This is a genomic window from Aeromonas sp. 601027 (assembly GCF_049174455.1).
Taxonomy (GTDB): Bacteria; Pseudomonadota; Gammaproteobacteria; order Enterobacterales; family Aeromonadaceae; genus Aeromonas; species Aeromonas veronii_A.
On sequence record NZ_JAAKTN010000001.1, the window covers coordinates 1 to 15,246 of the forward strand.

Annotated in this window: 11 protein-coding genes; 8 read left to right on the forward strand and 3 right to left on the reverse strand. The window is 60.7% G+C overall.

Features of this window, described 5'->3' with window-relative positions:
• Window positions 1-199: 199 nt before the first annotated feature.
• Window positions 200-709 (forward strand): VC2046/SO_2500 family protein, encoded by a 510-nt coding sequence (locus G5193_RS00005; RefSeq protein ID WP_216977409.1) that lies wholly within the window; start codon window positions 200-202, stop codon window positions 707-709.
• A 111-nt stretch (window positions 710-820) separates the two neighbouring features.
• Here G5193_RS00005 and hpf read toward each other — a convergent pair whose 3' ends face one another.
• On the reverse strand, window positions 821-1,159 hold the full coding sequence (hpf, locus tag G5193_RS00010) for a ribosome hibernation-promoting factor, HPF/YfiA family (RefSeq protein ID WP_005334257.1): 339 nt from the start codon (window positions 1,157-1,159) through the stop codon (window positions 821-823).
• 368 nt (window positions 1,160-1,527) lie between these two features.
• On the opposite strand from hpf, the gene G5193_RS00015 reads away from it, so the two are divergent.
• The 3 genes from G5193_RS00015 (at window position 1,528) to G5193_RS00025 (ending at window position 7,209) form a co-directional block, all read left to right on the forward strand.
• Entirely contained in the window at window positions 1,528-4,032 is a 2,505-nt protein-coding gene (locus tag G5193_RS00015; RefSeq protein ID WP_421204641.1) for a putative bifunctional diguanylate cyclase/phosphodiesterase, read from the forward strand.
• Between the two features lie 99 nt (window positions 4,033-4,131).
• On the forward strand, window positions 4,132-6,033 hold the full coding sequence (locus G5193_RS00020; protein WP_040066126.1) for a transglycosylase SLT domain-containing protein: 1,902 nt from the start codon (window positions 4,132-4,134) through the stop codon (window positions 6,031-6,033).
• A 177-nt stretch (window positions 6,034-6,210) separates the two neighbouring features.
• Window positions 6,211-7,209: a LacI family DNA-binding transcriptional regulator gene (locus tag G5193_RS00025; RefSeq protein WP_040066127.1), complete on the forward strand. Its 999-nt coding sequence runs from the start codon at window positions 6,211-6,213 to the stop codon at window positions 7,207-7,209.
• A gap of 77 nt (window positions 7,210-7,286) precedes the next feature.
• Here the strand turns inward: G5193_RS00025 and G5193_RS00030 are convergent, their stop codons facing one another.
• Window positions 7,287-8,351, reverse strand: coding sequence for a 3-deoxy-7-phosphoheptulonate synthase (locus G5193_RS00030; RefSeq protein WP_163128275.1), 1,065 nt, complete (start codon window positions 8,349-8,351; stop codon window positions 7,287-7,289).
• A gap of 125 nt (window positions 8,352-8,476) precedes the next feature.
• A complete protein-coding gene (locus tag G5193_RS00035; RefSeq protein ID WP_337072978.1) occupies window positions 8,477-10,429 on the reverse strand; it encodes a TonB-dependent receptor domain-containing protein in 1,953 nt (650 codons plus the stop codon).
• 266 nt (window positions 10,430-10,695) lie between these two features.
• Here G5193_RS00035 and G5193_RS00040 point away from each other — a divergent pair, with 266 nt between their 5' ends.
• Genes G5193_RS00040 through dhbA form a run of 4 tightly spaced genes read left to right on the forward strand, consistent with a single transcriptional unit; the run spans window position 10,696 to window position 15,210 of the window.
• Window positions 10,696-11,844 (forward strand): isochorismate synthase, encoded by a 1,149-nt coding sequence (locus tag G5193_RS00040; protein ID WP_160881811.1) that lies wholly within the window; start codon window positions 10,696-10,698, stop codon window positions 11,842-11,844.
• Window positions 11,841-13,487 (forward strand): (2,3-dihydroxybenzoyl)adenylate synthase, encoded by a 1,647-nt coding sequence (locus G5193_RS00045; protein WP_421204642.1) that lies wholly within the window; start codon window positions 11,841-11,843, stop codon window positions 13,485-13,487. Before G5193_RS00040 ends, G5193_RS00045 begins: the two co-directional genes overlap by 4 nt.
• On the forward strand, window positions 13,484-14,446 hold the full coding sequence (locus G5193_RS00050) for an isochorismatase family protein (protein WP_421204643.1): 963 nt from the start codon (window positions 13,484-13,486) through the stop codon (window positions 14,444-14,446). The genes G5193_RS00045 and G5193_RS00050 overlap by 4 nt, the downstream gene beginning before the upstream one ends.
• Window positions 14,443-15,210: a 2,3-dihydro-2,3-dihydroxybenzoate dehydrogenase gene (gene dhbA, locus G5193_RS00055; RefSeq protein ID WP_421204644.1), complete on the forward strand. Its 768-nt coding sequence runs from the start codon at window positions 14,443-14,445 to the stop codon at window positions 15,208-15,210. Before G5193_RS00050 ends, dhbA begins: the two co-directional genes overlap by 4 nt.
• Window positions 15,211-15,246 lie beyond the last annotated feature (36 nt).

Below are 15,246 nucleotides of genomic sequence, written 5' to 3' on the forward strand. Positions count from 1 at the left end.
AGAAGGATTCGAACCTTCGAAGGCAGAGCCGTCAGATTTACAGTCTGATCCCTTTGGCCGCTCGGGAACCCCTCCACAAGTGCGAGGCGCATACTAACAGATCTTCCGGTTTTGTGAACCCCCAAGCAGGATTTTTCCATTAAAAGAATTGGATTTGTGGCCGATAACCAGTGAAATCGCCATTTTCGAGAGTTATCTCATGCTGCCCAGTTCAATCCGTAATCACCTGCTCGTCGATGAGGGCCAGTTGGGGCAGCGCCTCAACCGTGACCTGCAACATGGCGATCGGGCGGATTTCCGGTTGCATCTGGCCCTGCTGACCGACGCGGTGGAGGAGCAGCCCTGGTTTGATGCCAAACCGGCGGCCACTTCCCAGAGCCGTGACTGGCGTATGCACTTTGACCTGAGACCGGCAGAGGTGCTGGTGGCTGAAGGGGCTGGGAGTGACTGCAGTGCCATCAATGAGCGGTTGCAACAGGGGGGAAGCATGGTGGATGTGCGGCTCTGGCTGGCGCTGCAAACGCCGCCGCTGGCGGTCAAGCAATCCTTGCTGGATGAGGCTGTCTACGACAACCTGTCACCGCTGGCGCGGGAGCGGTTGCAAGGAAAGCTGGCCGATGTGCCGAGGCAGGAGGATCCGCTGGTATTGCTGCCGATCCTCGATCGTTTGCAAGAGGGGGTGGATACCCGGTTGCACTGGCTCAGTTGATGGCGCCTGTTCACTGGTGTAACGCGATGCTTGTCGGAAAATCACAGGCAACAAAAAGGCGGGTAACCCCGCCTTTATGCTCTTTGGAATTTTTAGCCTTGCGGCATGCTATCAAGCGTCAGCTTCATCCGGTTGCGGCTGTTCTTTGAGCGCGGCATTGGCACGACGGGCAATCGGCTTTTCGGTGTGACGGTTGAGTTGGCGCTCCAGTTTTTGCCCCAGTTCGTTGATGGCGGCGTAGAGATCCTCATGCTCTGCCTGGGCAAACAGTTTGCCGTTGGGGATGCCAGCACTGGCTTCGACAGTGAACATCAGACGCTCTTTGGAAACAATCACATGGGGTGTGATGAGAGGCACCTGAAGACGTTCGAGCTTTTCAAAACGGGATTCGATGCGCTCGCGGATAGCCGGGGTGATGTCGATGATTTTGCTGGTAATTTCGATTTTCATATTGGCCCCCTTCGGGTCGTCTTGCTTGTGTCTTCACCTTCAGATTACTCATTGGTAAAGATTGAAATGTGATCCATGTCACATAACCTTCCCTTGGCTATTCAGCAACTTATAAATTGTGATCTTTTCCGGTTTCGTGCCAAAAACAGCTTGAGCTCCATGAAACTGGCAGGCAGTATGACGGGAATAGGATCGTTTCTGTCCCTTCTTGGCAGCACTTCGTGTCGACCTCATGTCCGGTTTCCACTGCTTGATATCGCATGTTTGTACTCTTTCCTCGCAACCTCTGATCTGATGAGCGGATGCAGGGGGCGTTGCTATGCCTGATTGGACATCAAACGTGGTTGGTTGTTGTGTTGGAGTGGTAAATGAAGCAGCAGGCCACGCAAGTCATGTGGTTTTTCGATCGGCAACATGATCAGTGGAGTCTCTCTGATCAGGGGGCCTACCAGCAGTGGCAAGGGGAGGGCAATCATCCCTGGGCCGCTAGCTTGTTACCGGAAGACGAGGCAGGCTTTGCCGACTTTCTCGTCCGGCTTCATGAATCACATCTGCCTGAACAGTTTATCGGTCATCTGAAAGATGATCAGGGGCAGCTCAACCATGTGCTCTGGAGCGGTCAGTTTGTGCCCACCCAGCAGATCTGCTGTGGCTGGCTGGCCCCTCTTGATACCGCCAACAGTGCAGTCTCCTCCCTCAACCTCTCTTTGCCATTGCTGCAAACCACCCTGCTCACCCAGTTGGCGCAGGCGCTCTCTGCCCGCACCGGGCTCGATTTCTTCAATACCCTGGTTAGCCAGCTGGCTCATATCCTCAAGGTGGATGCGGTCTGGGTGGGTGAGTTGTGCGGTGCAGATCGGGTCAAAGTACTGGCCGCCGACGGGCTGGCGCAGAAGGACTATCCGCTGGCGGGCTCCCCCTGTCAGGAGCTCTACAAGCAAGGGGCCATCTGTTTCGAGGTGATCGATGAGTCGCAGGAGTATCAACCCTGGCTGGCGGCCGGGCAGACTTACTACGGTCAGCCGCTGTTTGATGCCAGAGGCCAACTTCTGGGCCATCTGGCGCTGCTCTATTCGGCCCCGGCAGATACCAGCAATCTCACCTCGGTGCTCAATACCTTCTCGGTACGGATGGTGGCCGAGCTGGAGCGTCTGCAATCCGATGCCCAGATGCGCCTCTCTGCCGTTGCATTCGAGACCCACGAAGGGATCATCATCACGGATCCGGGGTTCAAGATCCTGCGGGTCAACAACGCCTTCAGTCAGATCACCGGCTTTGACAGCCAGTCGGTGCTGGGCCTGCATCTGGAAGAGGATCTCTGGCCAAATCTGGGGGGGCTCGGCTACGAGCTCAATACCCTCAGCCGCTGGCAGGGGGAGACCCAGCGTCGCCATGTCGATGGTCACACCTATCCCCAGTGGGAGATAGTGACGCCGGTGCAGGACGAGAAGGGGGTGATCAGCCACTTTGTCATCTGCTTCGAGGATATCTCCGAGCGCAAGGCGGCCGAGCGACGCATTCAGGATCTCGCCTATTACGACGAGCTGACCGGATTGCCCAATCGCCGTCAGCTCCACGAGACTCTGGTGCAGGCCTTCAACGAGGCGACCCGCGATGGCTTGATTGGCGCGCTGCTCTTTATCGATCTCGATCACTTCAAGACCATCAACGACTCCCTCGGCCACGCCACCGGTGACTGGCTGCTCAAGGAGGTCGCCGCCCGTCTCAAACGGTTGGTGCGACAGGGGGATTGTCTGGCCCGCCTCGGTGGTGACGAGTTTGTTCTGTTGCTGCCATCGCTCTCGGCCAGCCCGCCCCAGGCGGAGATGCAGGCCGATATCATTGCCGAGCGGCTCATCACCGAGATTGCCGCTCCTTATACCTATGTGGGGCAGGTGCTGCACATCGGTGCCAGCGTCGGCATTACCCTGTTTCCGGATCGGGAGCAGGGGGTCGATGATCTGCTCAAGCAGGCGGATACCGCCATGTATCAGGCCAAGTCCGCTGGCCGCAAGACCCGTCGCTTCTTCGATGCCTCGATGCAGCAGCAGGCGGATCGCCGTCTGCTCATTCACAACGAATTGCGCAACGCCCTCAGCCAGCAAGAGCTGACCCTCTACTATCAGCCCCAGCATATGGTCGATGGCGGCGATATCATTGGTGTCGAGGCGCTCATTCGCTGGCAGCCAGCCGGTCGCTCGCTGGTCTCGCCGGCCGAATTTATTCCCATTGCCGAGGAGACGGACCTGATTGTCGATATCGGCAACTGGGTGCTGCACGAGGCGTGCGCCCAGTATGTGCTGTGGGAGGAAAACGGCATCCACATTCCGCAGATCTCGGTCAACGTCAGTGCCAAGCAGTTCCATGCCACCGATTTTGTCGAGCGGATCCACGATGTGTTGGCGCAAACCGGCATGGATCCGGCCTGCCTCAATCTGGAGATCACCGAGTCCGTGGTGCTGGGTCATGCCGAGGACACCATCAGCAAGATGACCGAGCTCAAGGAGCTCGGCATCAGCTTTGCCATCGACGATTTTGGCGCCGGTTACTCCTCCCTGAGCTACCTCAAGCGGCTGCCTGCCGATGAGCTCAAGATCGACCGCTCCTTCATTCAGGACATCCCGAAAGATGGCGACAACATGGCAATCGTCGAGGCGGTGATCGCCATGGCTCGACATATGGGGTTCAACGTCACGGCGGAAGGGGTGGAATCCCGCCAGCAACTGGAGTTTCTCAAGGCGCAGGGGTGCAGTTTCTATCAGGGCTATCTCGCCTCCAAGCCGCTGCCGGTGCCCTATCTGGAGAAATATGTACAGCGGCTGACCAGACCGGAGCAACTGCGTGAAATGCAGCTGAGCGAGGCAGAAAAATAGTCCTTGCTCCCCGCTGTAGCGCTGCCCGGCAACGGGTAGAATGAGAGGCAGTAGACCCACCGCCAGCGGGCGGTGTATTGCCCTCAATGGAGATGCTCAGTGAAAGCTGTATGGGGAATTGTTTTGTCGGCGCTGTTCGTGCCGACCCTGATGGCGCAGACTGCCGACCAGACGCTCTACCGTCAGGCGTATGACGCCGTACGGGCCAATGATCAGGCCCGTTTCCAGCAAATTCGTGCCCGGTTGACCCATTACCCCCTGCTCCCTTACCTCGATTACTATCAGCTCGCCTTTCGTCCGGGGGCGGCGGATTACAACGATGTGACCCGCTTTATCCGCCAGCATGGAGATACCCCCCAGTCCAACCGGCTGGAGCGCAGCTATCTGACCTATCTGGCCCAGAGCCAGCAGTGGTCGCAGTTCCTGCGCTTCTATCCGGCCAAGCCGAGCTCCACCGATCTGCTCTGCATGCACTATCAGGCGCTCTATTACACCGGCAAGCCGAAAGAGGCGTTGCAGGGGGCGGGCAAGATCTGGATGAGCGGTCAATCCCGTCCCGATGCCTGCTCCCCGCTGTTCCAGCTGTGGCAGGCATCCGGTCAGCGAACCCAGGAGAAGATCTGGCAGCGGATGACGCTGGCGTTCGAGGCGGAAAACCCCAACCTGATCCGCCACCTTGGCGCAACCCTGGGTAGCGGCTTGCAAAGCTATGGCGATCAGATGGTGACCCTGTTCGAGCAGCCTGCCAAGGCGATGAACCCGGCCTATTTCAGCAGCAATCCTTATTCTCGCAAGCTGCTCTCCCTCGGTTTGACCCGCTATGCCAATCAGGAGCCGGAGTCGGTGCTGCGCCAGCTTGCGCTGTTTCGCAGCCGTTTCGGCCTGACCCAGGCCGAGGTGAAACCGGTAGAACGTGCCATTGCCCGCCGCCTGCTGCTGGATCGCTCCATTGCCCAGCGTAGCTGGGTCGACAGCACGGTGAAAAAGCTGGCGGATCCCGACATTACCGAGCTGCGGGCGCGACTGGCCATCTGGGAGCAGGATTGGCGTGGCCTCTCCGGCTGGGTGAAGATGATGCCGATGGCCCGTCAGAAAGAGGATCGCTGGCGCTACTGGATGGCGCGCTCCCTTGAGGTGCAGGGGCAGCAAAAACCGGCGCGGGATCTCTATCTGGAGACCGCCAACCTGCGCGGTTTCTACGGCTTTATGGCCGCCCAGCGCACCGGCGTGCCCTATCGCATCAAGAACCAGAGCGTCAAGCATGTACCGGACTGGCGCACGGCCAGCCAGCGCTGGCCCTTCCTGTTGCGGGTGCGCGAATTGCTCTCGATGAACGAGATTGCGGCGGCCCGCTCGGAGTGGATCCACAACATGGATCGCAATCCGGTGGCCCAGCGCATCGAGTTTGGTCATATCGCCCTCAATCAGGGGTGGCACGAGCTGGCCATTCTCGCCAGCATTCGCGCCGAAGCGTGGGATGCCCTCGACCTGCGCTTCCCGCTGCCGCTCAAACGCACCTTCTCCCAGATGGCGCAAGAGCGCACCATGAACACCAGTTTGCTCTATGCCATCTCCCGTCAGGAGAGTGCCCTCTATCCGCTGGCCCAGTCGCCGGTGGGGGCGCGCGGTCTGATGCAACTGATGCCTGCTACTGCCAAAGAGACTGCCGGCAAGCTGGGGGTGCCCTATCGCAACGAGCAGCAACTGTTTGATCCGACGATGAATATTCGTCTGGGGAGCGCTTATCTCAAGCGCTTGCTGGATGTCTATGATGGCAACCGGATCCTGGCGGCGGCCGCCTACAACGCCGGGCCGGGACGGGTAAAACGCTGGCGAGAGCAGAGTGACAACAAGCCGATGGACGTGTGGGTCGAGAGTATCCCCTACAAGGAGACCCGCAACTACGTACAAAACGTGTTGTCGTTCGATCTCATTTATCAGCACAAGCTGCAGCAGCCGCTGCGCTTCATGTCGGAGCGGGAGCTCAATCACGCCTATTGAGTCGGGGGCCGCCAGCCGGCCCCTGTTTTCAAATTTCCTTGCTGCCGGGTATCATCGGGTAAGGTTTTGTTACCAAAGGAAACATGCCTGGTGACCTGGCTCCGGGAATTGCATCAGGCCGCAGGGTATACTCAGGCGTCGGCACCGACAGGTTCCCCCACAATAAAGGAATGGATAGTGGCAACGATTAAAGACGTTTCTCAGCTGGCAAATGTGTCTATCTCCACCGTGTCGCGGGTTATCAATAACACGGCACAGGTAGCACCGGAAAAGCGTGAGGCCGTACTGGCGGCCATGAAGGAACTGAATTTTCGACCCAACAGTTTTGCCCAGGCACTGGTCAGCAAGCGTTCCAACTGCATTGGCGTGCTGGTTGGCGACCTCTGCGGCGGCCCCTTCTTTGCCCAGATGATGCGTGGCATCGAAACCATGGTCGATCAGGCCAACAAGTTCACCATCGTCATGTCTGGCAACCACGATATCGCGCGCGAGCGTCATGCCATTCAGGCGCTGCTGCAGCGCCAGTGCGATGCGCTGATCCTCCACAGCAAGGCGCTCCCGGACGAGGAGCTGAGCGAGCTGGCGGCAGGCTCTACCCCCATCGTGTTTATCAACCGTCAGGTGCCGGGCTTTGAGGATCGCTGCGTCTGGCTCGATAACCAGGCGGGGATCACCACCGCGTGCCAGCACTTGCTGGATGCCGGTCATCGCAACATCGCCTTTATCACCTCCGATGATGAAGAGTTTGTCGATGGTCAGCAGCGGATGGCCGGTTACACCCAGACCCTGGCCAGAGCCGGGATCGCCTTTGATCCTGCACTCGTCAGCCGCGCCTTTGCCGACGAAAATGGCGGCTATGTGGCGATGAGTGAACTGCTGGCCCGTGGTGTCGAGTTCACGGCCGTGCTCGGTTTCAACGACGGCATGGTGGCGGGGGCGATCTCTTGCCTGCTGGAGCGGGGTTACAAGATCCCGCAGCAGGTGTCGGTGGTGGGGTTCGACGATATCCCCTACGCCCGCTACATCTATCCCAAGCTCACCACGGTGCGCTACCCCATCGAGGAGATGGGCAGCCGCGCTGCCGAACTGGCGCTGCGCCTGCTCGATCACAAGCCGGTAGACGGCCTGGCGCTCAAGTTTGAAGCCCAGCTGGTGGAGCGTGAGTCAGTCGCCTGACGTGCGTCAAACAGTGAACAACAGTGTGGCCCCATCGGGGCCACACTGTTTTCTGAGTTATCTCTCTAATCCGCCATTTATCCCGCCAGGGCGATCCGCTGCTGGCGGCGTGCCTCCACCCCTTCTGCCACCATATCGAGCAGCCGCCTTGTCTGTTCCCAGCCGATACAGCTATCGGTGATCGACTGGCCGTAGCGCAGCGGTTTGCTGCCGATATCCTGACGCCCTTCGCAGATAAAACTTTCCACCATGATGGCGGCGATGGCATGGCTACCAGCACCCAGCTGGTCGGCAATGTCACGGGCAACCAGCAGCTGGCGGGCATGCTGCTTCTGGCTGTTGCCGTGGCTGCAATCGATCATCAGCCGGGGTGACAGATGATGCTGGCGCAGCAGTTCGCCAGCCTCTGTCACATGATTGCTCTGATAGTTGGGCTGGCGGCCACCTCGCAGGATCAGGTGGCAGTCGGGGTTGCCATGGCTGCGCACCAGTGCCAGCTGGCCATCACCGGAAGGTTGGGTATAGAGGTGGGCCGCCCGGCTGGCGAGGATCGCCTCGACCGCGATCCGGATATTGCCGTCGGTGCCGTTTTTAAAACCAATGGGGCAGGGGAGGGCCGAGGCCAGTTGGCGGTGGAGCTGGGATTCGGTGGTGCGGGCACCGATAGCGCCCCAGCTGATGAGATCCCCCAGATAGAGCATGCTGGTGAGATCGAGAAATTCGGTGGCACAGGCGAGCCCTTCCTGTCCAAGGGCCAGAAGTAACTCCCGGGCCAGCGATAGGCCCTTTTCCAGCCGATCGCTGCCATCGAGGTCGGGATCGAAGATAAATCCTTTCCAGCCGAGCGTCGTGCGCGGCTTTTCGAAATAGGTACGCATCACCAGTTGCAGCTGCTCCCCGTATTGGCCCTGTAGTTCAGCCAGCCGGCCACCATAGTCGCGGGCGGCTGCCGGATCGTGAATGGAGCAGGGGCCGATCACCAGCAGCAGGCGATCATCCTCTCCCTGCAGAATATGGCGGGCTTGCTGGCGGCTGCGTGCGATCTGGCGAGCGAGCCGTGCCGGACAGGGTCTGGCCTTTAACATCTCGTCAGGGGTGGGCAGGGTGGCAAGGGGTGAAGCATTCAGAAGTGAGGTGAACATGAGCGATCCTGATGAAAATGGAAATCTGCATGCTCTTTGCTGTCCAGTGGGGATCTTCCCCTTATTCTCTTGGTTAACAGAGCGCGGGCATGAGCCCGCGCTCTGTTATATCGGCCTTGGCTACTTTAGAAGCGGGCTGAGCCGCTGACGTAGTAGCTGCGACCCGGTTCGACGTTCTGGAAGAGGGTGTCTTTCTCTTGCAGGCGCACGTCGGTCAGGTTGTTGATCCCCAGTCGCAGGTCAAAGTTCTCGGTGACCTTGAAGCCGGTGCCGAGATCGAAGGTTTGATAGCTGGGCAGTTTGTGCAGTACGACAACCTTGTTGACGGTCTGCTCGGCAAACTGGGTGCCGGTGTAGGTGGTGCCGACAAAGGCATTTACCCGCTCGGTGGCCTGCCAGGTGATCTTGGCGTTGGCCTTGTGCTCCGGCCGCTCGGGCAGAGCCTGACCCTGATCGCCTTCCGCCTTGAGGTAGGTGTAGTTGGCGCCAAGGTTGATATCGTCGGTCAGATCGAGCTTGCCGGTCAGCTCCAGCCCCTTGGTGGTGGCCTTCTCCAGGTTGTACCAGGTGCGGTCAGTGGAGTTCGGCAACTGCTTGAAGGTGAGCATGTCGTCGATGTCGGAGTAGAAGAGGGTGGCGCTGGTTTCCCAGATCCCTTCTCCTGCGATGACACCCAGCTCGTAGTTGGTGCTGGTTTCCGGCTTGACCTTGTCGCTGCCATAGATGCGGCAGCTGCCGCCGCAGCTCTCGATGCTGTAACCGTTGGAGTACTGGTGCGGCGCCGGTGCCTTGAAGGCCTGGCTGACACCGCCTTTCACTGTCACCACATCGTTCATCTCATAGACCAGATAGCCGCGCGGGGTGAAGTGGCTGCCGTAGATCTCGTGGTGATCGTAACGGCCGCCCAGCGTGAAGGTCAGGCTGTCGGTCAGGCCAATTTCATCCTGGGCGAACAGCGCCTCCTGAGAGTGACTCTCCTTGCCGCCGATATCCTTGTAGCTCACCGCATCCACCAGCTCCCGGTCCAGATATTCACCACCCAGGGTCAGGTAGTGGTTGGCCAGCGCCAGGTTGGTATAGCCCTTGAGGGTCAAGGTGTTCTCTTCCAGCTCCCGCTGCTGTGGGGCAGAGTAGCTGGTGTTGAAGTCGTCGATCTGGGAGCTCTCGTAGTTGGCCATGACGGTGGTGTCACCCCAACTCCAGTTCCCCTTGTGGGTCAGACCAAACAGGTTGCGATCGTTCTGCTGCTGGCGGCTGTGCACTTTGTTGCCGGTTTTGCGGAAGATATCGAGAGGCCGCTCATCCTGGTTGTAGAGGTAATCCAGCTCGAAGCGCTGCTGCTCATCCACCAGCCAGCTGAGGGTGGAGGCGAAGTTGCGGGTCTGTTTGGCTTCGATAAGGGGGATGCCGTCAGCAGCTTCGGTGGGGGTCCAGGCTTGACGGTCATACACCTCGCCGTTCATCCGGATCAGCAGGTTGTCGGTCAGCGGGCCGGTAAAGCCCAGGTTGGTTCTGTGCTGATCGCCGCCATCCTTGCCTTCGATAGCCTTGAAGTCGGCATCGGCCGCCCCTTGCCAGGTTTTGCCCGGCTGCTTGGTGATGATGTTGATGACACCACCGATGGCATCGGAGCCGTAAAGTGCCGACATGGGGCCACGGATCACCTCGACCCGCTGGATCATGCCAAGGGGCACGGGAGTGTTGTCGAAGTTGCCGCCGCGCCACAGGGCATTGGAGGAGGAGAGGCGTTTGCCATCCACCAGTACCAGCGTGTATTTGCCGGACATGCCGCGAATGCCGATATCGCTGCGGCCATTGGTGTCAGCTTCAGCCTGAATGCCCACTTCGTGGCGCAGCAGGTCGGCAAGATCATTGACGGGCGCGGCGGCGATCTGTTCGGCCGTGATGACAGAGATAGAAGCTGGTGCCGAGCGGGTATTGTGCGCCGTGGTGGTGACGGTGATCACCTCATCGGCTTGAGGGGCGTTGCTGGCGGCGATCGCTTGCTGGGTCAGCAGAGTGACGATGGTGGTGGCCAGCAGGCTGGGAGCAATAAAACGGGAGGTTGAGGATTTCATTATTTACATCTTCCATAATATACAAATGATAAGCGTTATCATTATCAAGTTGAATTTGCTCCGATCGCAACTCTTTTTTATCGGCGAAGTTCAGTTTCGTTCGTCACCTGCTTTTGACTAAAAAGAAGTTAATGAAATTGATTCTCATTTGTGTTGATCGTTTTTTCGCTCCTTGTTAGGATGCCGTTCACCCTGATATCTGGTGAGTCAAATGACTCACTATAAGTTGTGTCAGGCAGTGATTCATTCCAAGGAGTAGCACCGTCATGTGTGACCATGCACTGGAAGGAGAGTGGCCCGCCACAGCGGTCGGGCTGGATAAAGTGTGCTGTTTTGCCAGCGGTGACAGGGTACTGGTCGCCTCCGGTATCCACGACAGTTTTACCGGCATCCCACCGGATAAGCTCCTTGCCCATCTGCGTCAGCTGCGCCAGCAGGGGATGGTCAATCCCATCGCCATCGGCGCCATTCCGTTTGATACCCAATCCCCCTGGCATCTGGTGATCCCGGCGCAATCGCAGTGGGTCAAACGGGATGCGTTGTTACCCGCCCGCTGTTGCCAGCTCCATGGCGAGGTGAGCGAAGTGACCGGCTCTGCCCACTATCAGGGGGCGGTACGGGCAGCGTTGCAGCAGTTCAGCGAGGGGCAACTCGAGAAAGTGGTGTTGTCGCGCGCCATTGATGTGCAGAGCGCAGAGCAGACCTCCCCCGCACACGCCTATGGCTCTCTGCTGGCCCAGAATCCGGGCGCCTATGTGTTCCAGATCCCGCTGCCGGAGGGGGAGACCCTGCTTGGCGCGAGCCCCGAGCTGCTGGTATCACGCAGTGAGATGGAAGTGGTGAGCAATCCGCTGGCGGGCTCCCGTCCGCGCCACGCGTTTTCCGATCAACAGGTGGCAAGTGCCGAACTGCTGGGGGCCCAGAAGGATCGCTATGAACATGCGCTGGTGGCCGATGCAGTCGCTGCGGCCCTCGCTCCCTTCTGCCGCGAGCTGGACGTCCCCCTGGAGCCGCAGGTGATCGCCACTCCTACCATGTGGCACCTCTCGACCCGCATCGCCGGACGGCTCCATGAGCCCTCTCCCGTGCTGGCTCTGGCGCTGGCGCTGCACCCGACGCCAGCGGTATGCGGCACGCCGCTCTCGGCAGCACGTCAGGCCATCGCCCGGCTCGAGGGGTACGATCGCCGCTTCTACTGCGGCGCCGTCGGCTGGATGGATGCCGATGGTAATGGCGAGTGGGTAGTCACCATTCGCTGTGGCGTGCTGGCTGGCAGGCAACTGCGGCTTTATGCTGGCGCCGGGGTCGTGGTGGGCTCCTCGCCGGAAGCGGAGTGGCAGGAGACCGCCGCCAAGCTCGGCACCATGTTGCGGGCGTTTGGCCTCGAAAGTCGGGAGCCGGAGGTAACCGCATGAAGCCGTTGGTGCCCTTTACCCCCTGGCCCGCCGAGCTGGCCGCTCACTACCGGGCACAAGGGTGGTGGCGCGGACAACCGCTCACCGCCCTGCTCGATGACTCCGCCGAACGTTATCCCGAGCGCACGGCCCTGATCTGCGGCGAGCGCACCCTCAGTTATGGCCAGTTAAAACGTGAGGTCGATGCGCTGGCGGCGCGGCTGACCGTGCGCGGGCTCGGCCATGGCGATACCGCGCTGGTGCAGTTGCCCAACTGCGCAGAGTTCTATATCTGCTGGTTTGCCCTGATCCGCTGCGGCGTAGTGGCGGTGCATGCCCTCTACAGCCATCAGCGGCGCGAGCTGGTGGCCTTTGCCCGCCAGATTGAGCCCGCCTTGCTGGTACTCAGCCCCTCCCATCCCGGCTTTGTCGGTGAAGCGGGAAGCCTCGCGGCCCTTGATGAGCGGGTATCGCCTTCTTGCCAGACACTGCTGTTCGAGCAGGCTGAAGGCTCCGATCTTCAGTCAGGATTTGCATGGCGTCAGCCTGACCCCATAGCCCGTGCTGATGGTTCGCCGCTGACGGCCATCGCGCCAACTCCTACCCCGGCCGATCAAGTCGCTTTTTTCCAGCTCTCCGGCGGCAGCACCGGCACCCCCAAACTGATCCCTCGTACCCACGATGACTATGGCTACAGCGTGCGCCAGAGCGTAGCGGTGTGCGGCTGGGATGAGCGGGTGATCTATCTCTGTGCCCTGCCTGCGCCCCACAATTTTCCCCTGAGCTCCCCCGGGGCACTCGGGGTGTTTTATGCCGGTGGCTGCGTGGTGCTGGCAAAGGATCCTTACGCAGCAACCTGTCTGCCGCTGGTGCAGCGCCATCAGGTCAACTGGGCGGCACTGGTGCCACCGGCTCTGGCGCTCTGGCTGGAGGCGGCCAGCCACTATCCGCAGACCTCTCTGGAGTGTGTGCAGGTGGGGGGCGCACGCCTCAGCCCGGCTCATGCCGATGCGGTAGCGAGCCGCCTTGGTTGCCGCTTGCAGCAGGTGTTTGGCATGGCCGAGGGGCTGGTCAACTACACCCGCATCGAGGATGACCAGTGGCACATCGTCAATACCCAGGGTCGCCCGATGAGCTCGGGCGACGAGGTGGAGGTGCGAGACAGCGACGGGCACCCCTTGCCTGATGGTGAGTGTGGCGAGCTCTGGACGCGTGGCCCCTACACCTTTCGCGGCTATTTCAAGGCTGATGCCCACAATCAGCGGGCTTTTGATCGGGACGGTTTCTACTGCACCGGCGATCTGGTCTGCCGCTTGCCCGGGGGCCACCTGATGGTGGTGGGGCGTAACAAGGATCAGATCAACCGGGGCGGGGAGAAGATCGACGCCCTCGAGATTGAAGAGTTGCTGATTACCCATCCAGATGTGCGGCAGGCGGCGCTGGTCGCCATGCCCGATCCCATGCTCGGGGAGCGCAGCTGCGCCTTTCTGATGTGCCGCGAGCCCCTCAATCTGCCCCGCTTGCGCCGTTTCCTGCGCGAGCAGGGGGTGGCCGATTACAAACTACCCGATCGCCTGGTGCTGGTGGAGCAACTGCCCCACACCCCGGTCGGCAAGATAGACAAACAGAGGCTGCGCGAGCAGCTCGCCAAGGAGTGTGCATGACCATTCAATCCCTCGCCGCCTACCCGCTGCCTACCGCCGAGGCGCTGCCAACCGGGCGGGTGAACTGGCCCTTCGAACCGGGCCGCGCCGCCTTGCTGGTCCACGATATGCAGCACTATTTCGTCGACTTCTACGGGCCGGACAATCCGCTGATCAATCAGGTCATCGACCATATCGCCACCCTGATCCGTCAGGCGCGTGCTCTCGGCATGCCGGTGGTCTATACCGCCCAGCCCGCCGAGCAGAGTCAGGCCGATCGGGCGCTGCTCAACGACATGTGGGGGCCCGGATTGACCCGGGCGCCGGAGCGTCAACCGATCGTCCCGGCGCTGGCGCCCGAGCCGCAGGATACGGTGCTGACCAAGTGGCGCTACAGCGCTTTTTGCCGCTCACCGCTGGTAGAGCTGATGGCCGAATGGGGGCGGGATCAGCTGGTGATCTGCGGCATCTACGGCCATATCGGGGTGATGCAGACGGCGGTCGATGCCTTTATGCGTGATATCCGCCCCTTCCTGGTGGCTGATGCCATCGCCGACTTCTCCCGCGAGGATCATCTGCTGGCGCTCTCCTATGTCAGCCGCAATGCCGGTCGGGTGATTACCGTGGCCGAGGTGATGGCGGCCAGCAAACTCCCCCTGACTCGGGAGTCGCTTCGTGCTCAAGTGTTGGCGCGGCTGCCCGTCGAGATGCAGCATGAACAACCCACTGAGGATGACAACCTGCTCGACTACGGCCTCGACTCGCTGGCGGTGATGGGGCTGGTGGAGGAGTGGCGTCAGCAGGGGCTGGTGGTGGAGCTGGCCGAGCTGGCACGCACGCCGACTCTGGCTCACTGGTGGGGGCTCCTCTCCCGTCAGATTCACGTCAGTCAGCCCAATGTCAGCCAGTTCAATGTCAGTCAGGACAAGGCTTATCAGGTCAACGAAGAGCACGTCACCGAACCGGAGTGCACCCCATGAGCGAGTGGCAAGGCAGAACCGTCTGGGTAACCGGCGCGGCGCAGGGAATTGGCCATGCGGTGGCGCGCACCTTTGCCAAGGCGGGGGCCAGCGTGGTGGCGTTCGATCTGCAACTGGCCGAGGTGCTGCCCGGCAACGTGAAGGGGGTTACTCTCGACGTGAGTGACAGCGAGGCCGTGACCCGCTGCTGCGAACAGCTGCTGGACGAGGGGCTGGGACCCGATGTGCTGGTCAATGTCGCCGGCGTACTGGCAACCGGCAGGATCGATGAGGTGGATGACGCCCTCTTGCAGCGCACCTTCGCCATCAACACCTTCGCCCCCTTCTACCTGATGCGGGCCCTGACCCCCTGGTTTCAGGGACGGCGCAGGGGAGCCATCGTCAATGTCTCCTCCAATGCCGGTCGGGTGCCGCGAGTGGGGATGGGCATCTATGGCGCCTCCAAGGCGGCGCTGACCAGCCTCACCCAAACGGCAGGGCTGGAACTCGCCCCCTATGGGGTGCGCTGCAATCTGGTGTCGCCGGGCTCGACCCGTACCCCGATGCTGTACGGCATGTGGCAGGAGGGGGAGGCGGAGCAGCGCAAGGGAGAGCTGCGCACCATCGCGGGTCTGCCCGGGCAGTTCAAGCTGGGGATCCCCCTTGGCAAACTTGGGACCCCCGACGAGGTTGCCGCCTGCGTGCTGTTTCTCGCCTCCGATGCCGCCAGCCATATCACCCTGCAGGATCTGGTGGTTGATGGCGGTGCCACCCTGGGGGGCTAGCCCGCGCACCGCCGATCTGGCAGGCGTGACACTCTA

Bases quoted from the DNA above. Each gene is read 5' to 3' on its own strand.
- hpf (WP_005334257.1), bottom strand. From the start codon at position 1,159: ATGAAAATCGAAATTACCAGCAAAATCATCGACATCACCCCGGCTATC.
- G5193_RS00040 (WP_160881811.1), top strand. From the start codon at position 10,696: ATGTGTGACCATGCACTGGAAGGAGAGTGGCCCGCCACAGCGGTCGGG.
- G5193_RS00035 (WP_337072978.1), bottom strand. From the start codon at position 10,429: ATGAAATCCTCAACCTCCCGTTTTATTGCTCCCAGCCTGCTGGCCACC.
- G5193_RS00050 (WP_421204643.1), top strand. From the start codon at position 13,484: ATGACCATTCAATCCCTCGCCGCCTACCCGCTGCCTACCGCCGAGGCG.
- G5193_RS00045 (WP_421204642.1), top strand. From the start codon at position 11,841: ATGAAGCCGTTGGTGCCCTTTACCCCCTGGCCCGCCGAGCTGGCCGCT.
- G5193_RS00015 (WP_421204641.1), top strand. From the start codon at position 1,528: ATGAAGCAGCAGGCCACGCAAGTCATGTGGTTTTTCGATCGGCAACAT.
- G5193_RS00030 (WP_163128275.1), bottom strand. From the start codon at position 8,351: ATGTTCACCTCACTTCTGAATGCTTCACCCCTTGCCACCCTGCCCACC.
- dhbA (WP_421204644.1), top strand. From the start codon at position 14,443: ATGAGCGAGTGGCAAGGCAGAACCGTCTGGGTAACCGGCGCGGCGCAG.
- G5193_RS00005 (WP_216977409.1), top strand. From the start codon at position 200: ATGCTGCCCAGTTCAATCCGTAATCACCTGCTCGTCGATGAGGGCCAG.